Annotated in this window: 21 protein-coding genes and 1 tRNA gene; 3 read left to right on the top strand and 19 right to left on the bottom strand. The window is 70.6% G+C overall.

Annotation, left to right across the window (positions count from 1 at the left end):
- Positions 1-80: 80 nt before the first annotated feature.
- From RDV84_RS18195 to RDV84_RS18185, 3 genes are all read right to left on the bottom strand, one after another.
- Positions 81-449 (bottom strand): hypothetical protein, encoded by a 369-nt coding sequence (locus RDV84_RS18195; RefSeq protein WP_309151129.1) that lies wholly within the window; start codon positions 447-449, stop codon positions 81-83.
- A gap of 406 nt (positions 450-855) precedes the next feature.
- Positions 856-1,230, bottom strand: coding sequence for a hypothetical protein (locus RDV84_RS18190; protein WP_057947857.1), 375 nt, complete (start codon positions 1,228-1,230; stop codon positions 856-858).
- Positions 1,231-1,237: 7 nt separating this feature from the next.
- The gene (locus RDV84_RS18185; RefSeq protein WP_309151128.1) at positions 1,238-1,642 is read right to left on the bottom strand and encodes a hypothetical protein; all 405 of its coding nucleotides are present in this window, start codon (positions 1,640-1,642) and stop codon (positions 1,238-1,240) included.
- Between the two features lie 264 nt (positions 1,643-1,906).
- Here RDV84_RS18185 and RDV84_RS18180 point away from each other — a divergent pair, with 264 nt between their 5' ends.
- A complete protein-coding gene (locus tag RDV84_RS18180) occupies positions 1,907-2,083 on the top strand; it encodes a hypothetical protein (RefSeq protein ID WP_158229799.1) in 177 nt (58 codons plus the stop codon).
- Between the two features lie 460 nt (positions 2,084-2,543).
- Here RDV84_RS18180 and RDV84_RS18175 read toward each other — a convergent pair whose 3' ends face one another.
- The 4 genes from RDV84_RS18175 to RDV84_RS18160 form a co-directional block, all read right to left on the bottom strand.
- On the bottom strand, positions 2,544-2,756 hold the full coding sequence (locus RDV84_RS18175; protein WP_309151127.1) for a hypothetical protein: 213 nt from the start codon (positions 2,754-2,756) through the stop codon (positions 2,544-2,546).
- 237 nt (positions 2,757-2,993) lie between these two features.
- Positions 2,994-3,080: transfer RNA gene (locus RDV84_RS18170), tRNA-Leu, on the bottom strand.
- A gap of 67 nt (positions 3,081-3,147) precedes the next feature.
- Positions 3,148-3,312, bottom strand: a complete 165-nt coding sequence (locus tag RDV84_RS18165; RefSeq protein WP_157490385.1) for a hypothetical protein — start codon at positions 3,310-3,312, stop codon at positions 3,148-3,150.
- A 2-nt stretch (positions 3,313-3,314) separates the two neighbouring features.
- Positions 3,315-3,632 (bottom strand): hypothetical protein, encoded by a 318-nt coding sequence (locus tag RDV84_RS18160; protein ID WP_309151126.1) that lies wholly within the window; start codon positions 3,630-3,632, stop codon positions 3,315-3,317.
- A gap of 225 nt (positions 3,633-3,857) precedes the next feature.
- Between RDV84_RS18160 and RDV84_RS18155 the strand changes: the two genes are divergently transcribed.
- On the top strand, positions 3,858-4,688 hold the full coding sequence (locus RDV84_RS18155; RefSeq protein ID WP_309151125.1) for an NRDE family protein: 831 nt from the start codon (positions 3,858-3,860) through the stop codon (positions 4,686-4,688).
- A 96-nt stretch (positions 4,689-4,784) separates the two neighbouring features.
- Here RDV84_RS18155 and RDV84_RS18150 read toward each other — a convergent pair whose 3' ends face one another.
- From RDV84_RS18150 to RDV84_RS18110, 10 genes are all read right to left on the bottom strand, one after another.
- Positions 4,785-5,321, bottom strand: coding sequence for a hypothetical protein (locus RDV84_RS18150; protein ID WP_309151124.1), 537 nt, complete (start codon positions 5,319-5,321; stop codon positions 4,785-4,787).
- 486 nt (positions 5,322-5,807) lie between these two features.
- Positions 5,808-5,939 (bottom strand): DUF6053 domain-containing protein, encoded by a 132-nt coding sequence (locus RDV84_RS26825; RefSeq protein WP_425608177.1) that lies wholly within the window; start codon positions 5,937-5,939, stop codon positions 5,808-5,810.
- 96 nt (positions 5,940-6,035) lie between these two features.
- Positions 6,036-6,386 carry a hypothetical protein gene (locus RDV84_RS18145; protein ID WP_309153752.1) on the bottom strand — a complete coding sequence of 117 codons (351 nt, stop codon included), beginning with the start codon at positions 6,384-6,386 and terminating at the stop codon, positions 6,036-6,038.
- Between the two features lie 105 nt (positions 6,387-6,491).
- Positions 6,492-6,695, bottom strand: coding sequence for a PspC domain-containing protein (locus tag RDV84_RS18140; protein ID WP_057947864.1), 204 nt, complete (start codon positions 6,693-6,695; stop codon positions 6,492-6,494).
- 46 nt (positions 6,696-6,741) lie between these two features.
- Positions 6,742-7,122 carry a YfeK family protein gene (locus tag RDV84_RS18135; RefSeq protein ID WP_158229801.1) on the bottom strand — a complete coding sequence of 127 codons (381 nt, stop codon included), beginning with the start codon at positions 7,120-7,122 and terminating at the stop codon, positions 6,742-6,744.
- Positions 7,123-7,145: 23 nt separating this feature from the next.
- Positions 7,146-7,871, bottom strand: a complete 726-nt coding sequence (locus RDV84_RS18130; protein ID WP_309151123.1) for an SGNH/GDSL hydrolase family protein — start codon at positions 7,869-7,871, stop codon at positions 7,146-7,148.
- Between the two features lie 243 nt (positions 7,872-8,114).
- Positions 8,115-9,185 (bottom strand): class III poly(R)-hydroxyalkanoic acid synthase subunit PhaC, encoded by a 1,071-nt coding sequence (locus tag RDV84_RS18125; RefSeq protein WP_078996336.1) that lies wholly within the window; start codon positions 9,183-9,185, stop codon positions 8,115-8,117.
- Position 9,186: 1 nt separating this feature from the next.
- A complete protein-coding gene (phaE, locus tag RDV84_RS18120) occupies positions 9,187-10,545 on the bottom strand; it encodes a class III poly(R)-hydroxyalkanoic acid synthase subunit PhaE (protein WP_309151122.1) in 1,359 nt (452 codons plus the stop codon).
- Between the two features lie 214 nt (positions 10,546-10,759).
- Positions 10,760-11,374, bottom strand: coding sequence for a CDP-alcohol phosphatidyltransferase family protein (locus RDV84_RS18115; protein ID WP_309151121.1), 615 nt, complete (start codon positions 11,372-11,374; stop codon positions 10,760-10,762).
- Positions 11,375-11,558: 184 nt separating this feature from the next.
- The gene (locus RDV84_RS18110; protein WP_309151120.1) at positions 11,559-13,514 is read right to left on the bottom strand and encodes a 3-hydroxybutyrate oligomer hydrolase family protein; all 1,956 of its coding nucleotides are present in this window, start codon (positions 13,512-13,514) and stop codon (positions 11,559-11,561) included.
- A 103-nt stretch (positions 13,515-13,617) separates the two neighbouring features.
- Here RDV84_RS18110 and RDV84_RS18105 point away from each other — a divergent pair, with 103 nt between their 5' ends.
- Positions 13,618-14,280, top strand: a complete 663-nt coding sequence (locus tag RDV84_RS18105) for a response regulator transcription factor (protein WP_250449933.1) — start codon at positions 13,618-13,620, stop codon at positions 14,278-14,280.
- A 330-nt stretch (positions 14,281-14,610) separates the two neighbouring features.
- Here the strand turns inward: RDV84_RS18105 and RDV84_RS18100 are convergent, their stop codons facing one another.
- Complete coding sequence (locus RDV84_RS18100) at positions 14,611-17,943, bottom strand: hybrid sensor histidine kinase/response regulator (protein WP_078996341.1); 3,333 nt, start codon at positions 17,941-17,943, stop codon at positions 14,611-14,613.
- A gap of 323 nt (positions 17,944-18,266) precedes the next feature.
- Positions 18,267-20,435 (bottom strand): TonB-dependent receptor, encoded by a 2,169-nt coding sequence (locus tag RDV84_RS18095; protein WP_309153751.1) that lies wholly within the window; start codon positions 20,433-20,435, stop codon positions 18,267-18,269.
- Positions 20,436-20,686: the final 251 nt, after the last annotated feature.

Below are 20,686 nucleotides of genomic sequence, written 5' to 3'. Positions count from 1 at the left end.
CGGGCCGATCCAGCGCTTGCATGCGCGGCGCAAGAAAGAACGCTCGCGATCGACGACGGACATCGCCGCCGGGCCGACACTCACTGCGATGGAAACTTCGAATACTCGCGCTCTTTGCTTTGGTAGCCGTACTTCACCGCAAGCGCGAACACGATCAAATGCGCCAGCGGCGCGACCCACAGCGGCAGTACGGCGTAGTCGCCCGCGCCCGCGAAGCCCGCGAGCGCGATGACGACGACATTCGGCAGAAACAGACCCCAGGCGACGTCGTGCGAGGAGCCGCCCAGCAGCGACCAACTCAACAGCGTGGCCAGCAACACCGCCCGCCAAACGCAGCCGAACGCACTCACTTGCTGGCGATAGCCGTACCGATACCCGAAGAACGCCGTCACGCCCACCGGCAGCAAGGCGATCGCGACGACGCCCAAAACCGAGAAAGAGTCCGACACCCGATTCGCTCCTCGCCCCGTGCGCTGTCCGATGGCAGCGCTGCACCTGTCATGGCCGGACCGGCTTCGGCCCGAGTCGCTTGCCTCCAACGACCGTCGAACGCCGCGGCGCTGCGACGATGCCGTCCCGGAGAACCCCACGCGCGGACAGTTGCACGCCCAGCGGGGTTTCGGCAAGACGTGACGTTCGGCCAGCCCTGGCGGCTCGAAGGCGCCCATCGCGCCCGTGCCTGAGAGGCTGCGGCATCAAAGCGACGGTGAGCTGGCGCTGCGCGCCAACCTCCAGACCGGCAAGGCTGGGAACGCGCCGGGCACGGGACGCCTTCGACGTCGAGAAGCGATGCGGCGAGCAAACCGCGCAAGCGTCGGGGATCGGGCGCGCGTCGCGAACGCGACGCGCGGACGCTCAACCGCGATGCGACCGGCTCACCCGCCGTTCGGCCCAGTTCAACTTCGGCGCCGGCTCCAGCAACTCGGGCTCGGTGTTGGCCGCCAGGGCCTTCAAGCGCACGGCGGTGAACTGTCCGTCGCCGAGCAAGTCGAAGCGGCCCGAAGGATTCTTCAAGATCGCGTCCCGGTTGAGGAAGGTCTCGCCACCCGGCTGCGGAGGACGCTGCGCGCTGCACAGCTCGATCGCCAGCTTGAGCTTGCTGGTCCCGCTTCTATGCCACGGGTGCCCCGGGACCAGGCGGCTGACCATCGCCGTATCCAACTCGACGACGACCTCTTTCCCGGTGACCGACTGGCAGCGCCCGATGGCGATATCGAAACTGTTTTGCATGCGTGCCTCAACGGACAACGGCGGTGAGCTTGCTGTTCAATCGCGCCTCTTGCATCAAACCCCGCAACCGGGCCTCGATGACCGCAAGCCCGCCCAGGCGCGCGGACGCGCGCAGCGAGTACACGGGAGTCCTGCGCCCCAGGATCGTCCGGCTGTTGCGCTGGACAGAAACATTGGTCGATCCGCAGGCGCGCATCCACAGCGCGCGCAACGCCTCCGGACCTATCGTCTGATCGACCGGGAGAGTGAACTGGAACCACTCGACATGATGTTCCACGGCGCTCCACTCTTTGCGATTGAACGCCAGTATGCGCGCCATCGCGCAAAACCGCCGGAAAAACCGCGAAAAATAAAAAGCTGGTGCGGCGCGGATATTGAGCGTAGGGTGACCGAGCAAACCTGTGTTTTTCATCGCGACGCGCGCGAACGAGGCAACAGCGCCGCCTTTCCATGATGCGACGCGCAGCGCTCGGACATTATCGCCGCGACCGTCCCGCTCGATCTGAACGATTTAGTCCTGAATCGGGATCGAGCAGACGTTACGCCCGAATTGTTGCGGTGTTGTTCTCGAACGGTGATCGCCCGCGCGCGAAAGCGCGATGCCTTGTTAACCGCTCGACGCGCAGCTTCGACTGATCCGAGTCGCTCCGATCCGGATCAAACATAAGGTGAGCAAATGGGCAACCATCAGCAAGGCCAACCCGGTCAGCCGGGCCAACAGGGCGATCCCGGCAAGCGGGACCAGCAGGGCCAACAGGGACAGGAACAAAAGGACCGCGAGCGTCCCGGTCAGGATCAGGGCGAGGACGATCAGGACCAGCGGCAGCGCGGCGGACAGAACCCGCAGCGTTGATCCGCCCCTGATCGGAAGAAGGCCCCGTTCGGGGCCTTCTTTCTTTTTCGCGGTAGCGCGTCGAGGGCGCAGCGAAACGCCGGGGCGTTGTCGTCTCGGCGAAGCGTCGCCAGACGTCGGCCGCGATGAATCGCCTTACGCATGCCTGCCGCTTCGTTCGTCGGATATTGAGCAGATTGCGTCGCGCTGCGAGCCTGAAAGAGCCGCTCGGCTCGGATTGCGCGCTAGCTATCGAGCATTCGGCCGGACTCGAGCGTGCGGCAAGCGCCTTTTTAATCGCGGTGATGGAGTGTTCGATCTTGTCGGTTTCGGCTTGGCTGGGCGACTTCGCCCACGAGCCAAAGCGCTCGTCCTATGTCGTGCTGACGGTGTTCACGAATTCCCCTTTAGTTGGAAACTCCCCAGCCAATACGGATTGCGACGAGGGCTACACTTTTCAAGGGGTCGCCCCGACTTACCCCTAAGCCCGTACCGTCAAGCGCTTGCCAGTGGCGACGATCTCGAAGGTTTGGTCGTCTATGCGGTTTACTGCGCCACCTCCCGAGAGGTGGAACGAGGGCAAGCCTTCGATGCGGCCTGGTCCACTAAGGTCGCTGGTGTTGATGTAGCTGCGGCGAACGGGGACGGCGTAGCGGTTGCCGTCATCGTCGTAGGCGTCGAACGTGTCCGACATGGCGGTTTCTCCGATAGGCCAGTGCCTAGCGTCGCAGAACTTTGTCTCGGAGGCTGCGACCGCTCGGGGGGGCGAAGTCAGGCGGCGAGTGCGGGCCCCCGAGGCCGCAAAACGGGTCGTAGATGCGCGCCCTCCAGGTCGTAGTGCCGTGTAGACGGGCCTACGGGCCGTGTACGGGTCGTGACCCGACTGCTCAAAACAAAAGGGTTAGGCCGCGAAGCCTAACCCTTTGTTTTTTGGTGCCGGAGGTGGGACTCGAACCCACACGCTTTTAAGGGCGGCGGATTTTGAGTCCGCTGCGTCTACCGATTCCGCCACTCCGGCAGCGGGTCGCGCATCATAGCAAGGCCGGGGCCCGGCGTCTGCCCCGTCCGGCTCAGCAAAGGCACGCTCAGCTGGGGCGGCGCGGTTCGATCGGCTCGGCCGCCGCCGTCGCCTCGTCCTGCGGGTCGCGATGCGGCGGCGCCTCGCCGCCGCCGGGTTCGCCGGCCGACGCGGCCGCGGCCACGACCGGCCACAGCGCGACGGTGCAACGGATGGCGGCGGCGGTGAGCATGGTCAGGTCTCCGGTTGAGGGCGTCGGCATCCCAGGCAGCGGCGGCGGCGGCCGTGGCGGCTGCGCTGCGGCCGCGACAACAGGCCGCCGCAGGGGCATTGCGGCTCCCTGCCGCGTTCCCAGCGCCACAGGCGCCAGCACGAATGGGCGAGCATCGTCGCGGCCGTGCCGAGGCCGCCGAACTGCAGGCACTGCGCCAGCCGCGCATAGGAACCCGCCGGCGCCGTCGCGGCGGCCTGGGCGGCGTCCGCCAGCAGGCTCCCGGCGGCGAACGCACCCGCCGCGACCACCGCGGCCGGCGCGAACAATTGCAACAACATCCTGGCGCCACGATTCATCGATTGCCCTCCCCTGCGAGCCGGCCGAATGGCGAGCCGGCTAGCAAAGCGGGGAGCGATCTCAATCGATGCGACGGTGGCCAGAATATGGCCAGCGCGGCGCCGCGGCATCTGCCATAGGTCCCGTCCGGACTGCGCCCGCGGTCGGTTGCCGCGCGCGCGCGGCTGTGAGCAACTATGCGGCGATGGCAGGACTAGAATGCGGCCATGTGCCTGATCGCCCTCGCCTGGCAACACCATCCCCGCTATCGCCTGGCGTTGATCGCCAACCGCGATGAAGCCCACGCCCGGCCGACCGCGCCGGCCGGCGCCGATCCCGACGATGCGCACGCCTTCGGCGGCCGCGATCTTTCGCAGGGCGGCAGTTGGCTGATGGTGTCCGACCGCGGCCGCCTCGCCGCGGTCACCAACGTGCGCGACGGGCGCCAGCCCGAAACCGCGCCGCGCTCGCGCGGCGCGCTGGTGCGCGACTTCGTCCACGGCGCGATGAGCGCGCGGCAATGCCTGGACGCGTTGCGCGCGGACGCCTCGCAATTCGGCCGCTTCAACCTGCTGCTGTGGGACGGCGACGCGCTGCGCTTCGGCAGCAACCACCCGCCCGCGGGCGCCGGCGGCTACCAGACCTTCGCCGTCGCCCCCGGCGTGCACGCGATGACCAACGGCGCCTTCGACGCCGCCTGGCCCAAGAGCGGACTGGCCACGCGCGCGCTGTCGGCGTGGCTGGATTCGCCGGCCTCGCTGCAGGCGCCGCTGCGCCGCGACGGCGACGCGCCGTCGAGCGCCGACCCGGGCCTGGCGATGCTGTTGGCGGCGATGGCCGACACCACCCTCGCCCCCGACGAGGCGCTGCCCGACACCGGCGTCGGCCTGGAGCTCGAACGCCTGCTGTCGCCGCCGTTCGTGCTCGGCGAGCGCTACGGCACGCGCTGCAGCACCATCGTGCTGGTCGGCGCGGACGGCATCGACTTCATCGAACGCCGCTACGGCCCCAACGGCGCCGACGGCGGCGAAAGCGCGGCGCATCTGCCGCTGCGCTGAGGCGTCCGCGCGCAGAGCGTCCTGCGCGAAGCCACGTAAAAACGCCGCGGGGATGCGATCCCCGCGGCGGCGTGCCGGCCTTCGATCAGGGTCGGATCAGAAGAAGCACTTGCCCACGTACGGCGGGCTGAAGTCCGGCGAGTAACCGCGCACGACGAAGTAGCTGATGCCGCCCGGCTCGCGGTAGCTCGGCTCGCCCTTGCAGCCGATCAGGGCGTAGGTCGCCCGCCGCGTCGGCGTGGTGTAGGCGCGGTAGAGCTGGTTGTCGAGGTAGATGTCGCTGTCCGACAGCGCCGGGCGGGTGCCGTTGAGGGTGTCGATCTGGTCGATCAGCCAGTCCTCGCGCGAGAACGCGTCGAGATGATGGCCGCAGCGGGTGCGCACGTCCTGGGTTTGCTTGCAGCGGTAGTACTTGACGATCAGCGCCGGCCCGAAGCCGTTCGGGCGCTGGTAGACCTTGCGGCCGTTGTAGAAGACCTGGGTGATCGCGCCGCTGGTGTTGTTGGCGTTCCACCAGTTCACCACCGCTTGCTCGTCGGCGAACGGGCCGTTGGGAATGGTGAACTGGGCATGCGCGGGCTGCAGCGCGGCCAATCCGAGCAGGCCGGCGAGCGCGATTGCGACGATTTTCATGAAAGCTCCTTTTCGATGGAAGAGCGGCGGCTTCGGTGGAAGCGCGGCGATCGCGCATCGGCCGCTGCGCGAATCCGGGAACGCGCGCACGCCGACGGCGCGCGCGCATCCTGCGCTCGCGCGGTCGTTGTGTTTGAAGGGGCGTCCCGAACGCGCTTATTAGAACGCAGCGGCGTTGCGCCGACTGCGACGGCGTGCCGCGCCGGCCGCGCGAATGAATAGGCTGCAAGCGCCATTTTTCCGCGCCAGCGTGGGCTCGGCGCGACTGCGACGGCGCGCGACTGCGACGGCGGCACCGGACACGCGCGTGGCGTTCGCGTAAATGAGAAGGCCCAGGCCTCGAGGAGATTCCTCGGGTGTCCGGGCCTTCCGTTGTCGGAGCGGTTTCAACGGTTTCAACAGACTTGCGACCGTTGATTGTTCTCCGACGCGCGCAGGGTAGCGCCGCCCACGTTAGCCGGCGATCAAATCCGCGTGAGCGCGATGCTAGCCACCGATAGTTGGCCGACCCGACGTGCGAGCGACGTGCGCTGTTGTGGGAGGGACTTCAGTCCCGACGCTTTCGTTCCCGTTCGCGGCGATCGGATCGAACAGCGTCGGGACTGAAGTCCCTCCCACAACAGCGGCTGCGTAATCGCTTGCGCGCGGGTCGATGAGCGCTCGCGCACCTGACCTTCGCGAGTCTGGATTCGCGCGTGGAAAAAAACGCCACGCTCAACCCGGCCACGGCCACCAGCCGCGCCCGGTCTGGGCGTAGCGGTCGGCCGCGCGCTCGAAGCGGTTGCGCACGCTGATGCCGCCGCACGCCAGGTACAGCGGCAGGAACAACGGGCCGAGCACCATGTACTGGTAGACGTGGGCGCGCTCGTGGTCCGCAAGGCAGATCGGCGGCTCTTCGCCGTGGCCGGCGTCGTGGGCGTAGGTGTGGCAGAGCGAATCGAGATCGTGGCCGGTGTGCAGGATTACGTTGCCGAGCGTGATCGCCCCGCCCGGCCCCCACGGCCAGTGCTGGAACACCAGCGCCAAGTCGCGTCCGCGCCAGCGCGCGCGCGCGCCGAACGGCATCGCCAGCAGGCCGGCGAGCAGGCCCAGCGCGCTGATCGGCGAGGTCCACACCACGCCGAGCGCGGTGCCAGCCACGCGGGCGCAGGTTCGCAACGCCGCGCCCAGTCAGCAGCCCTCTTCCGGGATCAACAACCACAGCACCAGATAGGCCAGCGCGACCGGCAGCACGAAGGTCGCCAATGCCAGCACGACGAAACCCGCGCGCACCAGCACCGGATTCCAGCGCAGGCGCAAGGCGAGACCGCCGCAGACACCGGCCAGCATCCGGTCGTGGCGCGAACGGCACAGGGATCGGGTGGCGCTGCTCATCGTCCGCGGGCGCTCCGGGCGGTGGGTCCGCGGCCAGTCTAGCGCGTCAGGGCGACGGCGGAGTCGCTGGCGAAGGCGGTTTCGCGTTGCGTAGCTGAACGAGCCTGGCCCGCAACCACGCGGCCGCCGGCGTGGCCGCGTCGCCGCCGCAGCGCACGTGGTAAGGCTTGCCGCTGAGGCTGCTTTCGCTGGCCGCGCGCTCGATGAACAGCTCGGCGGTGTCGGCCAGATCGCGCTTGCGCAGGTAGGCCAGTTTCTTGCGCAGGTGCGCCTGCGCCTGGGCCGCGTCGTACCAGCTGCCGTTGCGCTCGAACTGGCAGCCTGAGCGGCCCAGGGCCTGGATCAAGTGTTCGGTCTCGCGCTCGGCCTGCGCCGAGGGCGCGGCCCGCGCGGGGGCGGCGGCGGCCAGCGCCAGGACCAAGACCATGCCGAAAGAAGAAGCCGTTGCGTTCATGCCGGCGAGGGTAGCTTGGCCAGCCACGGGCCGACCACGCCGATCCATATCTCGTAACCGGCGCGGTTCATGTGCAGGCGGTCGGCGAGGAACAGTTCCTCGCGCGGCGCGCCGCCGGCGTCGAGCATCGGCGCGTACACGTCGAGATAATCGACGTTGCGCACGCCGCGGGCGAAGTCGCGGACCAGGGCGTTGGCCTCGCGCACCTGCGGCAGCAGCGCGGCGCGCGAGGGGCTGGGCTTGATCGAGACGAAGGCGATGCGCGCCTTCGGCGCGGCCGCCTGCACCTTGCGCACGAAGGCGGCGAAGTCGTCGCGCACCTGGCGTGGGGTGCGGCCGTCGTTGAGGTCGTTGTCGCCGGCGTAGAACACCACCGCGCGCGGCTGGTACGGAACGACGATGCGCTCGGCGTAGTGGACCGAGTCGTACACGCGCGAGCCGCCGTAGCCGCGGTTGATCAGGGCGACGCCGGGGAAGTCGTCGGCCAGGGTGGTCCACATCCGGATCGACGAGCTGCCGACGAACACCACGCTGCCGGGCATGCGCCGCACGCGCGCGTCCTGCGCTTCGAAGGCGCGGATCGCCGGCTCCCATTCGGCCGAATCGCGCGGCGCGGTGCCGGCGGGCGCGGGAGCTTCGGAAACGGCGATGCCGCCGGGCTGCTGCGCGGTGGCGCAGGCGGCGAGCAGGACGAGCAACAGCGGCAGCAGGAAACGACGCATGCGCGGACTCCGCGATGGGCAGGGTGGAAGACTAACCGGTGCGGCGTTAAGGCGGGCGATGAAGTTAGCCGCAGGCAGCGAGCTTGGAGGCCGACCCGCAGGCGCGGCGGCGCATGTCGGTGCGCGGCGATCGGAGCGGAAAGCATCGGGCCTGAAGGCCCTCCCACCAAGCGGCTCTGCCAGCAAGCGTCAGGCTTGAGGCGCTCCCACGATGCGGCGGCATCGTGGGAGGCGCGGGCGCGCTCAGCGCGAGCGCTGGGTCAGCCAGTCGTGGATCGCGCCGGGCACTTCGCGCTGGGCGCGGCCGGAGACGTAGATGCCGATGTGGCCGCCCTTGAACGACAGTTCGCTGTAGTCCTCGCTGCCGACCAGGTCCTTGAGCGCCTTCGACGCGGCCGGCGGCACCAGGTGGTCCTGCTCGGCGTAGATGTTGAGCACCGGCATGTCGACATAGCCCAGGTCGACCGCGCGGCCGCCGATGTCGATGCCGCCATTGACGAAGCCGTTGCCCTGGTAGAACTGCTTGATGAACTGGCGGAACGCCTCGCCGGCCTGGTCGGGCGAATCGAAGATCCACTTTTCCATGCGCAGGAAATCTTCCAGCGCGCGCTTGTCGTCGAGGATGTCGATCAGGCCGACGTACTTCTGCACGAACAAGCGCCACGGCTTGAGGGTGAGGTAGCACCAGTTCATGACGTCGGCCGGCACGTTGCCGAGCGTGTCGACGAATTGATCGACGTCCAGGCCGCGGGTCCAGTTCGAGAGCATGTTGTCGCGGGTGTGGAAGTCCACCGGCGTGACCATGGTGATCAGGTTGCGCACCTTGGCCGGGTTCAGCGCGCTGTAGCACAGCGAGAACGCGCCGCCCTGGCAGATCCCGAGCAGGTTGATCGCGTCCTGGCGGTACTCGCGGCGCAGGTGGTCGACGGCGCCGCCGAGGAAACGCTGGATGTAGTCTTCGAGCTCCAGATAGCGGTCGGAGCGGTCGGGATAGCCCCAGTCGAGGATGTACACGTCCTGGCCGCGTTCGAGCAGGCCGCGCACGATCGACTTGTCGGCCTGCAGGTCGACCATGTACGGCCGGTTGACCAGGGCGTAGGCGATCAGCAGCGGCGCCTTGGCGGTCGGCGCCTGCTCGCCGCGGAAGCGGTACAGGGCGACCTTGCCGTCGCGCCAGACTTCCTCGCGCGCGGTCGCGCCGTAGTCGATGTCGTCGACCTCGTGCAGGGTGTCGAGGCCGGCGCTGAGCTTGCGCTGGGCGGTCATCGCTTCCTGCGCCAGCGATTCGGCGGTGAAGTTGATCGGTGCGGTCATCTCAGCGCGCTCCCTGCTTGGCGGACTTCAGCGACTTCGCGGCCGGCTTGGCGGCGCGCTTGGACGCGGCGGCGGCCTTGGCGGCGGCCGGGCGCGCCGGCGGCTGCGGCCGGGCGATGGCGGTTTTCTTCGCGGCGCTCTTGCCGGCCGGCTTGGCAACGACCGGCTTGGATGCAACCTGCTTCGATGCGGCCTGCTTAGAGTCGGCCCGCTTCGAGCCGACCTGCTTCGAGCCGACTTGTTTCGATGCCGCTTGCCTGGAAGCGCCCTGCTTGGGCGCCGCTGCCTTCGCCGCAGCCGGCTCGACCGTCGCAGGCGCGGCCTGCGCCGCCGCGCCGGCCTGCGCCGCGCGCGGCTTGGGCTTGGCGCCCGCGCCCTTCTTCGTCGCCGGCCCGGCCCCGACGGCAGGCTCGCCGCCGTCGTCGCCGCGCAACCGCTGCAGTTCGTCGCGCAGGCGACGCAACTCGCGCTCGAGCTGGACGATCTTGCGGTGCGCCGAATCGATCTCGGTGCGGGTCGGAATGCCGTACTGGCCGCTGGCCTGCTCGATCTCCTTCTGCACGCCGGCGCGCAAACGCATCTGCGAATTGACCAGCGCCGCATAGGCGTCGCGGAAACGCGGCGACAGCGCGATCTCGGCGTAGGCGTCCTCGGCCGCGTCGATCCACAGGTCGAACAGCGCGCGCGCGCTGCCGATCTGGCGGCCCGGCTCGCTGCGTTCGGCCAGCTTGTCCTCGAAGCGCTTGAACGCGTCCTGGCCGGCCTCGGCCATCAGCGCGTTGTAGGCCTGGCTCTGCTGTTGGTAATTCAGATAGGCCTGGGCCAGTTGCTGCACGCGCTCCTGGTGCTCGCGGGCGAAGCCGAACGCGGGCAGGCCGAGCAGGCTGGCGCCGCCGTCGCTGAGGCGTTCCAGGAACGGCTTGACCTGTTCGGCCCAGCGCGCGAAATCCTGCTGGCCGGGGCCGCGCATCGCGCCGAACACGTCGGCGAAGGGATTGGCGCCCTGCCCGCCCAGCGCCTGCTTCCAGGCGCCGGCGATGTCGGACGCGGACGCGTCGCGGCCGGCGAACTGCGCGGCCAGTTTCTGGATCTCGCCGAACCAGCCGCGCGCCTGGCTGTTGAAGCGGTCGAGCGTGTCCTGCACCTGCGGCTGGCCGCCGCCCTTGGCCAGCTGCGACCACCAGTTCAGCGCCTCGCTCCAGCCCGGGATCGACGGCTGCGCCGGCGGCTGCGGTTGCGCGCCGCGCATCATCTCGCCCCATGCGCCCCAGTACTGTCGCGCCAGGCGCTCGAAATCCTGCGGATTGAAACCGGCGCCGAAATCGCCGGGATTGTTCGAGCCGAAACCGAAATTCGCCATCGCCGCCTCCAGGGTTTGCCCGGATGATAGCAATGGCGCGTTGCCGGGCGCTGCCTGTGTCGTGGGGCACACAACGGCGTGAATGCGACCGCTTCCTGTAAGAGCGGCGCGAGCCGCGACCGCGGGGCCGCAAGCTTGCGCCGCAAGCGCGGCGTCGCAGTCGCGGCTCGCGCCGCTCCTGCAGGGAGGGACGAAGCCGCGACGCGCGTTGCGCTCAGGGTTTCGGAATACGCAGCGTCTTGCTGATCATCAGCGAGCCCGACAGCGCGAACATCAGCACCAGCGGATGGAACAGCCACGGGCCGACGCGCACGCCGCCGAACCACAGGTTATCGCCGATCGCACCCTGCCATGCCGCCACCGCCAGCACGATCACCAGCAGCAGGCTGGTCGGGATCGGCGTGCCTTCGAAATACTTGACCTTGCCTTCGTCGCCGGCGAGCGCCTCGGCGGTGACGTTGTAGCGCGCCAGGCGGCTCACGCCGCAACCGACGAAGTAGCTCAGCACCACCCAGTCCCAGCCGCCCTGCAGGCCGCAGGCATAGGCCAGCGCGGCCGGGGCGACGCCGAAGGAGATCACGTCGGCGAGCGAATCGAGTTCGCGCCCGAGCGTGGACGACGACTTGCGCCAGCGCGCGACGCGGCCGTCGAGCGCATCGAACACGAACGCCAGCGGGATCAGCGCCATGCCGATCATCAGGTTGCGCACGTCGCCGTCCTGCAGGAAGCGCATCGCCGCGAAGATCGCGCCGGTGCCGCAGAAGGCGTTGGCGAGGGTGAACCAGTCCGCGAGGTGGAACTCGCGGAGCATCGAGAAATGACGCGGCATGCGGCGCAGCTCCGTGGCCGGCGGCCGCGCGGGCCGCCTGGGGGCGTTCAGCCTGCCAAAGCCGGCGCATTCGCCGCAAGGGGCCAAGGTCGCACGTCCGCCAGCGGCCGCGTGCGCGAGCGCCGCTATGCGCGGCCGCCCGCGCGGCGGCTGAATCCCGCGCCAACCGCCGCCGCGGCGGCGCTTACTTCGGCACCGCCAGGTTGTCGGTCTTCATCCCCTGCCCCTGCGCGCGCGGCACGGTCTCGACCACCGCATCGCCCGGCAGCGCCGCGCCGCCGGCCAGGTGCGCATCGACCCGGTCCAGCGCCGCGTACACGTACGGCAGCAGCGGCAGGTAGCGCGCGCCCAACGCCGGCAGCCCGAGGAAGGCGTCGAAGTGCTGCACGTTGCGGATCTGCCAATAGCTCACCTGCGCGCCGGCCTTGCGCGCCATCGCCACGTACGGCGCGCTGCTGAACGCCGGCGGGATCAGGCCGTCGTCGAGGCCGTGCACCACCACCATCGGCAGGCCCTTGCGCGGCGCGCCGGCGCGGGTCTGCTCCACGCCCTTGCGCACGCGCTCGCCGGCGCGGCGCAGCGCGGCCCGGTCCACGTCCGCGCGCAGCGGCTGGCCGGTCCACAGTTCGCGCAGGCCGGCCATGCCGTCCAGGCGCGGCGTCGCGCCGGCGGCCGGCGGCCCGAACAGCTGCACGCCCGCGCCCGGCGGAATGCCGCTGGCGTCGGCCCACCACGTGGCGCGCTCGCCGTCGCTGGCCGCGCGCGCCAGCGGCGGCGCGTCGGGGCCGGCCGGCGTCGCCGCCGAATAGACGTAGCGCAGCCACGGCTGGTCGGCGCCGGCGCCTTCACCGAGCGCCGGCGCGTAACGGCCGTAGGCCGAGGCGTAGGTCGCCGCGACTGCGCGCCACAGGTCGAAATTCACCGACAGCGCGCCGGCGCGCAGCGCCTCGTCGCTCCAGCCGTCGCCGCGCATGCGCTCGTACGCGGCCTGCGCGCGCGCGGCGGTGTCGCCCGTGCGCGCGGCGTCGCCGAGCAGGTCATGCTCCGCCGCGAAGTCGCAGAACGATTGCGCGCTGTCGCCGGTCAGCGGCGCCACCGGCATCGCGCCGAGCGGCTTGTGCAGCAGCGCGCACGGCATCATCAGCGCGGCCTGGGTGGTGTAGTCGTACAGCGGCCGCGCGCCGGCGACGTAGACGTTGGGCTCGCCGGCGACCACCGCGTCGAGCCAGGGCTCGTCGTTCAATTCGGCCGCGCGCAGCACCGCGCCGCCGCCGTTGGAGATGCCGACCGCGATCACCCGTGTGTTGGCCCACGTGAACGGCGCCGCATCGGGAAACGCGCGGTCCAGCGCGCGCAGCGCGAACTGCGCGGCCTGGCGCACGTGCCGGCCCCAGTCGGCCTCGGGGTTGTCCTGCGAATGCGCGTGCTTGAACGCGACGCCGCCGGCCTTGCGCGCCTGCGCGTCGGGTTCGAACGCCAGTTCGCCGTCGCCCGGCTTGCCGACGGTGCCGTCGGCGCGCACGCCGAGGCCGACGTCGAGATCGAAGTAATCGGTGCCCGCGCCCTTGTCGGTGTAGGCCACCGCGCAGCCCTTGGGCAGGCCCCAGGCGCCGGCCACGGCGATCGAGCCGTAGATGCCGCGCGAACCCGACGAGGCGCTGACCACGATGCAGCGCTTGTCGCGATCGAAACCGTCGGGCACCTGCACCAGCACGCGGTGCGGCTGTTTCGCCCCGGGCAGGCGCGCGAACGCGCTGTACTCGCGGCCCGGCACCGGCGCCACGCTGCCGTAGAGCTCGCCGTAGCCGCCGCCGGGCGCAAGATCGGCGATGCCGCGCCAGTTCGACCACAACGCGCGCCGGCGCAGTTCCGCCGCGGTCGGATGGGCGGCGTCGGCGAACGCCGGCGGCACCATCGCGCGCAGGCCGTCCAGGCCGAGCCCGGCGCTGAGCAGATCGTCGCGGTCGCGGTGGTCGGTCTGGCGTTCGGAACTGAACATCGCGGCGGAGTCCTGTGCGGTCGTCTTGCCGGCCGGCTTGGCCGCGGACGTGCGCGCCGGCGCGGCGCTGGCGGCGCCGGCCGCGCAGGCCAGCAGCAGGGAGGCGGCCAAGGCCGCGGTGCGTAGGGTATGGGCGCTCATCCGCGCAGGCTAGCAAGCCGCCGGCTCGCGCTCATCGTACTTTGGTACACCTGCGCGCCGCGGGCGCGCGGCGCCGTCGCCGCGGCCTGCTACGCTTGCGGCGATGCCGACCCTGCTGATCGCCGACGACCATCCGCTGTTCCGCGCCGCGCTGCGCCAGGCCGCCGCCGACGCGGTGCCCGAGACCGTGGTGCGCGAGGCCGGCACGCTCGACGACGCGTTGGCCGCGCTGGAAGCCGAACCGGGCATCGATCTGGTCCTGCTCGATCTGCACATGCCCGGCAACCACGGCCTCGCCGGCCTGGCCGCGATCCGCGCCCAGTTTCCCGGCACCGCGGTCGCGGTGGTGTCGGCCAACGACGATCCGCGCGTGGTCCGGCGCGCGCTCGACCACGGCGCCGCCGGCTACCTGCCCAAGAGTTCGGGCCTGGACGAACTGCGCGACGCGATCCGCGCGGTGCTGGCCTGCGAACAGTGGCTGCCCGCGTCGCTGCGCGCGGCGGTCGCGCGCACCCACAGCGAACGCGGCGACGCCGACCTCGCCGCGCGTCTGGCCAGCCTGTCGCCGCAGCAGTTCCGGGTGCTGAGCCTGGTCGCCCAGGGCTTGCTCAACAAGCAGATCGCCGATCGCCTGGACGTCCAGGAGCGCACGGTCAAGGCGCACCTGTCGGCGATCTTCGACCGCCTCGGCGTGCGCAACCGCACCCAGGCCGGCGTGGTGTTGCGCGAGCTGGAACTGGCCGATCCGGCGCGACGGATCGAGTAGTCCCGACAGCCGCAATCGGTAATCGCCGAAACGGCTTCGTCGCGGTCGCTACAGCGACGCTCGTTCTCTGTTCCCGTTCGCGGCCCCTAGCCGCTCACCCAGGCTCACGTCAAGCTCTCCGGGCCTCACCGCGAGGCCCAATGTTGTCCACACAGCCTGTGGACAAACCTGCGGACAGCGGGGGTGCGAGGGGGCGCAATCCTTTGTTACATAAGCATTGCAACAGATTTGGCGAAAAAATCGCCAGTGGATTTCTCGACGTCCGTCGCGGAACCATCCGCCGCTCGTCGGGACCGCATCGGGCCCCGCCCGGCCCGGCCCCGAGCCCGTTCAGCCGGCCGCCGCGGCGGCCGCGAGCAGGCGGTCGAGCACCGACTTCAGCGCCAGCGGCTTGACCGGCTTGGCCAGCAGCGAGCGGCCCGCGGCCTGCACCGCCGCGCGCACCGGCGCGCTGCCGTCGGCGCTGAGCAACAGGCACGGCCGCGCGCCGAACTCGGCCTCCAGGCGCGCGGCCAGGGCCAGGCCGGTGTCGTCGCGGTCGAGGTGGAAGTCGAACAGCCACAGTTGCGCCGGCGCCGCGCGCAACGCCGCGCGCGCGCCGGCATCGTCGGCGGCGGTGACCACGTCGCAGCCCCAGCGCTTCAGCGTTTCGGCCAGCGCGGCGAGCGCCTGCGCGTCGTTGTCGACCGCGAGCACGCGCAAGCCGGCCAAGGCGCCGCGCGCGCCCGCCGGCAGCGGCGCCTGCGCCGCGCGCACCGCCGCCACGCGCACGCCGAACGCGGTGCCGCGGCCGACTTCGCTGCGCAGGCTCAGCGGCGCCTGCAGCAACTGCGCGATGCGGTCGGCGATCGACAGCCCCAGCCCCAGGCCCTGCCCCGGCGCATCCGGGCCGCGGCGGAATTCCTCGAAGATCGCCTCGCGCTGGGCCGGCTCGATGCCCGGCCCGCTGTCGTGCACCTCGATGCGCAGGCCGCCGCCGGTGCGGCGCACGCCCAGCAGCACGCGGCCGCGCGCGGTGTAGCGCACCGCGTTGGCGAGGAAGTTCTGCAGCACCCGCCGCAGCAGTTGCGGATCGCTGCGGGTCCACGCGCGCGTGGGCACGTAGCGAAAGCGCAGGCCGCGCGCGGCGGCGATCGCGGCGAACTGCGCGGCCAGCGGGTCGAGCACTTCGGCCAGCGGAAACTCGCGCGGCTGCGGCTCCAGCCCGCCGGCCTGCAGACGCGACATGTCGAGCAGGCCGGTCAGCAGGTCGCCGGTGGATTCCAGCGCGCCGCCGATGCGCGCCACGGTGTCGCGCTGGGCCGGATCGTCGACCTGCTGGCCGAGCGCGTCGGCGAACAATTGCGCGGCGTGCAGCGGCTGCATCAGGTCGTGGCCGACCGCGGCGAGGAAGCGGCTCTTGGCTTCGTTGGCGCGCTGCGCTTCCTGGGTGGCGACTTCCAGGTCGGCGGTGCGCTCGGCCACGCGCTGCTCGAGCGTTTCGTTGGCCTGGATCAGCCCGGCTTCGGCGCGACGGAACGCGGTGACGTCGGTGAAGGTGGCGACGAAGCCGCCGCCGGGCATCGGATTGCCGCGGATCTCCAGGATGCTGCCGTCGGCGAGCACCCGCTCGGACAGGTGCGCGGTGCCGGCGCGCATGTAGGCCAGGCGCCGCTGCAGCGCGCGTTCGAGATCGCCCTGGAACGGCAGCCGGTGCATCGCCCAGCGCGCCAGGTCGGCGATGGGACGGCCGACCTGCAGCAGCTCCGGCGGGAAATCGAACAATTCGGCATAGCGGCGGTTCCACGCCACCAGCCGCAGTTGCGCGTCAACCACGCTGATGCCCTGGCTCATGTTCTGCAGCGCCGCTTCCAGCACGCGCTGGTTGAAGCGCAGGTCGGCCGAGGCTTCGCCGACGATCGCCGCGACCGTGTCGAGATCGCGCCCGGCCTCGCGCCGCGCCGCGTCGAGCAGCACCCGCGCCGACGACGAGCCCAGCACCGCGGCCAGTTCGCGCTCCACCCCGGCTTCCACCGCCGCCGCCACCGGCGCGCCGGTCGGCACGCCGTCGAGCAACTGCGCGACGCGCTCGCGCGGCAGGAAGCGCAGGCCGGCGTTGCGCAAGGTCTGCGCGTCGAGGCCGCGACGCGCGTCGCGCGCCGGTTCGCGCCGCCACAGCGCGGCCAGGATCGTGACCAAGGTACCGGCGAACAGGCTGGCGCCAACCGCGCGGCCGAGCCGGCTCCAGCCGGTCAGGCCGAACAGGCGCTCCGGCGCCAGCCATTCCAGCCCCAGCGGCCCCTGCGCGACCCAGGCCGGCACCGCCCCGCGCGCCTCGAACAGCATCGGCAGCAGCAACGTCCACGCCCACACCGCGAAGCCCGCGGCGATGCCGGCGATGGCCGCGCGCGCCGGGGTTTGCGGCCGCCACACCGCGAACGCCAGCGCCGGCGCCAGCGTCGCCAGCGCCGAGAACGAGACCGCGCCGACATCGGCCAGCGCCTCGCTGCCGGCGATCAGCCGGCTGTAGCCCCAGGCCAGCAGCATGATCGCGACGATGCCGGCGCGGCGCAGCGCCAGCACCCGTCCGCGCAAGTCGCGGTTGCGCGACCACGCCCCGCGCAGCAGGTTCGGCGCGAACCAGTGATTGCCGATCATCAGGCTCAGCGTGAGCGTGCTGACCACGACCATGCCGGTGGCGGCGCTGAGCCCGCCGAGGAAGGCGAACAGCGCCAACCCCTGCTGCCCTTGCGCCAACGGCAGCGCCAGCACGTACAGATCGGACGGCACCTGCGCGCCGAGCAGGCGCTGGCCGAGCATCGCCACCGGCAGCACCGGCGCGGCGATCAGCAGCAGGTACAGCGGGAATTGCCAGCGCGCGGTGCGCACGTCGCGTTCGTCGCGGCATTCGACCACCGCGACATGGAACTGGTGCGGCAGGATGAACATCGCCAGCGCGCCGAGCAGCACCAGCGGGGCGAAGCCGCCGGCCGGATCGCTGGGCGGCGCGGGTTGCGCCGGCGCTGGCGGCAGCGCATCCAGGCCGAACCACACGAACGCGCCCAACGCCAGCATCGCCGCCAGCTTGAACACCGACTCGAACGCCATCGCCAGCACCAGCCCGCGATTGTGTTCGGCGGCGCTGGCGCGGCGGGTGCCGAACAGCATCGCGAACAGCGCCATCGCCAGCGCCACGTACAGCGCGCTGTCGCGCCAGGCCGGCAGCGCGGCGCCGTCGGTGGCGCGGGTGGTGAGCATGGCGAAGCTCATCGCCACCGCCTTCAATTGCAGCGCGATGTACGGAATCAGGCCGAGCGCGGCGATCAGGGTGACCAGCGCGGCCAGCCACGCGTCCTTGCCCAGCCGGGTGGCGATCAGGTCGGCCAGCGAGGTCGCGTTGGTCTCGCGCGCGAGCCGTACCAGCTTGACCATGAAGCCCACGGCCAAGGCGTAGAACAGGATCGAGCCGAGGAAGGTCGGCGGCAGCGGCCAGCCGTAGCGCGCGGCCTGGGTGACGGTGCCGTAGAACGTCCAGGAGGTGCAGTGCACCGCGAGCGACAGCGCGTAGATGTGATGCCAATGGCGCGCCAGCACGCCCGGCCGGCGCTCGGCGAACAGCGCGGTGCCGAACATCAGCGCCAGCCAGGCCAGGCTGGCCAGGGCGACGGTGGTGAGGCTCAGCATGGGCATGGCGGGCGGCGCATCGGCGCAGGATAGCGGTGGGATGCGGCCCGGAACAGCGCGGCCGCGAAGGCGCCCTGCAGGAGCCGCGCGAGCCGCGACTGCGGCGATGCAACTACGCCGAAACTTTCTACGCGGCCCGCAACCCCGCAGTCGCCGCTTGCGCCGCTCCTACAGTCGCTGCGCTGGGCATCGGCGCGACCTGCGACCGCGAAAGCGAACGGGGCGTCCCTGCCCCGCCCTCAAAAAATCCGGGCCTGCGTCCCCCGAACGCAGGCCCGACGCGGCGTCCCGGCCGCACTCCCCTTTCGACGCTTGGAACGAAATCAGAAGTCGTACTTGACCGTCAGCGAGTACTGGCGCGGCGCGCCGTAGAAGCCGGTGTACACGCCCAGCGCCGAGTTCAGGCTGTAGCCGGTGGTGCGGTATTCCTTGTCGGCGAGGTTGCTGCCCTGCAGCGACACCGTCCACGGTCCCTGGCTCTTCCAGGTCACGCCGGCGTTGACCAGGCCGTAGCCGTCCTGGGTGATCGGCAGCGCGCCGGTGCGCACGATCTCGGTGGTCGCGACCACTTCGCTCTGGTAGCTGTAGCCCACCCGCGCCGACAGATTGCTGCCGTCGGACAGGTCGGTGCGGTACTCCAGGTTGAGCGCGCCGGAGAATTCGGGCGCGTTGGTGAACTCCTGTTCCTTGGCGATGTTGACGCCGGCGTACATGAACTCGTCGTACTTGGCGTCGAGCCAGGCCAGGTTGCCGGAGATCAGCCAGTTCTGGCTCGGCAGCCACTGGTACTCGACTTCCAGGCCCTGCACCGTGCCCTTGCCGGCGTTGGTGAAGTCGCCGAAGAACGCGTCCTCGGTGCCGTCGCCGTTGCTGTCGTAGGCGGTGAACACCGACAGCTGGATGTCCTTGTACTTGTTGTGGAAGTACGACAGGTTCAGGAACAGGCGCTGGTCGAAGAAGGCCATCTTCGTGCCCAGCTCGTAGCTGTCGACGACCTCGTCGTCGAACGGCTCGGCCGAGCGCGGCACCGCCGCGGCCTGGGCGCGGATGTTGTAGCCGCCGGACTTGAAGCCGCGCGTGGCCAGGCCATAGACCAGGATATCCGGGGTCAGCTGGTAGTCCAGCGAGACCTTCGGTGAGGTGTTCTTGAAATTGATCTTGCGGTCGAAGTTGGCCAGGATCGCGCCGCTGGGCACGGTGAAGCTGGCGTCGCGATAGCCCTGGTTGAACACCTTGGCGCGCTTGTCCTCGTCGGTGTAGCGCGCGCCGACGTCGAGCTTGAGCTTGTCGGTCAGGTCGAACGTCCAGTCCGCGTAGAACGCCAGCGATTCGGTATAGACCGTGCCCTGGGTGTCGCCGAAGCTGGCGTTGAAGAAGTTGTTCAGCACCTGCCCGCCGGCCTCGCCGTCGAAGGCGTAGATGCCCATCACGCCGCGCGCGCGGCCGCCGCCGTCGTAGTTGGCCTGCAGTTCGTGGCTGACCTGCTCGTCGCTGTAGAACGCCTTCACGTCGGCGATCTTGTTCGGCAGGGTGTCGAAATCGATGTTGGTCTCGGTGTCGGACTCGCGCTTGGCGACGACGTACTTGAACGTCCAGTCCTCGTTGGCGCGCCAGTTCACCACCGCCGACACGCCCTTGATCGTGGTGTCGTTGACGTTGGGCATGCCGCTGCGGATGTCGTAGCGGTCGTCCAGCGGCGCCAGGCCCGGGGCGAAGCGGTTGGGCGCGAGCATCTTGGCGCCGCGCACGCCGGACTGGTCGTCCATCCAGTCGAACGCGAACTGGATGTCGACCGCGTCGCTGACGTAGGCGCCGAGGCTGCCGCGCACGGCCAGTATCTCCTTGTCGCTGACATCCTGGCCGGTCAGCCGGTTCTCGCCGAAGCCGTCGCGGTTGAGGCTGGCCACCGACAGGCGACCGCGCAGGGTGGCGTCGCCGCCCTGGGTCGCGCCGCCGATCGGGCCGGCGACCGCGGCCTTGACGTCGAGCTGGCCGTAGTTGCCGACGGTGACCGCGGCGAAGCCGTCGAACTGGGTCGGCAGGCCGCGCGAGATGTACTTGATCGCGCCGCCGATGGTGTTCTTGCCGTACAGCGTGCCCTGCGGGCCGCGCAGCACTTCGATGCGCTCGACGTCGAACACGTCCAGCAGCGCGCCCTGCGGGCGGGCGATGTAGACATCGTCCATGTAGATGCCGACGCCCGGGTCCACGCCCCACAGCGGATCGGACTGGCCGACGCCGCGGATGTAGGCGGTGATGGTGCTGGAGGAACCGCGCGCGGCGTAAATGGTCAGGTTCGGCACCTGCGCGTCGAGGTCGCTGAGGTCCTCGATGTTGAGCCGGTCCAGCGCCTCGGGCGTGAACGCGGTGATCGCCACCGGCACTTCCTGCAGGGTTTCCTCGCGCTTGCGCGCGGTCACGGTGACCCCGCCGAGGTTCTTGGCCTCGCCCGCGGCCGGCGCGGCGTCCTGCGCCCAGGCCGCCGGCGCCATCAAGGCGAAGGCGACGGCGGAAGCGAGCGCGGCGCGGCGTGCGCCGCCATGGCGGGAGTGTGCGTTGATGCGGATCACGATGGCTGTCCCTCCCCCGGGAGCTGGGTGCGAATGTGTGCGATGCCTGCGCGGAATCGGCGCGCGACGCCGTCGCGCCGCGCAGTTCCCCGTCATGGCGCACAGCCTAGGAGCCGGCCGCCGCGCCCGGCAGCTGTACCTTCGGACAATGCCGCCCGCGCCGCCGCATTGCC

It is taken from the genome of Lysobacter yananisis (assembly GCF_031199375.1).
Taxonomy (GTDB): domain Bacteria; phylum Pseudomonadota; class Gammaproteobacteria; order Xanthomonadales; family Xanthomonadaceae; genus Lysobacter; species Lysobacter yananisis.
This window is presented reverse-complemented; position numbering and strand designations above follow the sequence as displayed.

Excerpts from the sequence above, each read along its gene's own strand:
- RDV84_RS18190 (WP_057947857.1), bottom strand. The coding sequence starts at position 1,230 with ATGCAAAACAGTTTCGATATCGCCATCGGGCGCTGCCAGTCGGTCACC.
- RDV84_RS18185 (WP_309151128.1), bottom strand. The coding sequence starts at position 1,642 with ATGAAAAACACAGGTTTGCTCGGTCACCCTACGCTCAATATCCGCGCC.
- RDV84_RS18180 (WP_158229799.1), top strand. The coding sequence starts at position 1,907 with ATGGGCAACCATCAGCAAGGCCAACCCGGTCAGCCGGGCCAACAGGGC.
- RDV84_RS18175 (WP_309151127.1), bottom strand. The coding sequence starts at position 2,756 with ATGTCGGACACGTTCGACGCCTACGACGATGACGGCAACCGCTACGCC.
- RDV84_RS18165 (WP_157490385.1), bottom strand. The coding sequence starts at position 3,312 with ATGCTCACCGCCGCCGCCATCCGTTGCACCGTCGCGCTGTGGCCGGTC.
- RDV84_RS18160 (WP_309151126.1), bottom strand. The coding sequence starts at position 3,632 with ATGTTGTTGCAATTGTTCGCGCCGGCCGCGGTGGTCGCGGCGGGTGCG.
- RDV84_RS18155 (WP_309151125.1), top strand. The coding sequence starts at position 3,858 with ATGTGCCTGATCGCCCTCGCCTGGCAACACCATCCCCGCTATCGCCTG.
- RDV84_RS18150 (WP_309151124.1), bottom strand. The coding sequence starts at position 5,321 with ATGAAAATCGTCGCAATCGCGCTCGCCGGCCTGCTCGGATTGGCCGCG.
- RDV84_RS18145 (WP_309153752.1), bottom strand. The coding sequence starts at position 6,386 with ATGCCGTTCGGCGCGCGCGCGCGCTGGCGCGGACGCGACTTGGCGCTG.
- RDV84_RS18140 (WP_057947864.1), bottom strand. The coding sequence starts at position 6,695 with ATGAGCAGCGCCACCCGATCCCTGTGCCGTTCGCGCCACGACCGGATG.
- RDV84_RS18135 (WP_158229801.1), bottom strand. The coding sequence starts at position 7,122 with ATGGTCTTGGTCCTGGCGCTGGCCGCCGCCGCCCCCGCGCGGGCCGCG.
- RDV84_RS18130 (WP_309151123.1), bottom strand. The coding sequence starts at position 7,871 with ATGCGTCGTTTCCTGCTGCCGCTGTTGCTCGTCCTGCTCGCCGCCTGC.
- RDV84_RS18125 (WP_078996336.1), bottom strand. The coding sequence starts at position 9,185 with ATGACCGCACCGATCAACTTCACCGCCGAATCGCTGGCGCAGGAAGCG.
- phaE (WP_309151122.1), bottom strand. The coding sequence starts at position 10,545 with ATGGCGAATTTCGGTTTCGGCTCGAACAATCCCGGCGATTTCGGCGCC.
- RDV84_RS18115 (WP_309151121.1), bottom strand. The coding sequence starts at position 11,374 with ATGCCGCGTCATTTCTCGATGCTCCGCGAGTTCCACCTCGCGGACTGG.
- RDV84_RS18110 (WP_309151120.1), bottom strand. The coding sequence starts at position 13,514 with ATGAGCGCCCATACCCTACGCACCGCGGCCTTGGCCGCCTCCCTGCTG.
- RDV84_RS18105 (WP_250449933.1), top strand. The coding sequence starts at position 13,618 with ATGCCGACCCTGCTGATCGCCGACGACCATCCGCTGTTCCGCGCCGCG.
- RDV84_RS18100 (WP_078996341.1), bottom strand. The coding sequence starts at position 17,943 with ATGCTGAGCCTCACCACCGTCGCCCTGGCCAGCCTGGCCTGGCTGGCG.
- RDV84_RS18095 (WP_309153751.1), bottom strand. The coding sequence starts at position 20,435 with ATGGCGCCGGCGGCCTGGGCGCAGGACGCCGCGCCGGCCGCGGGCGAG.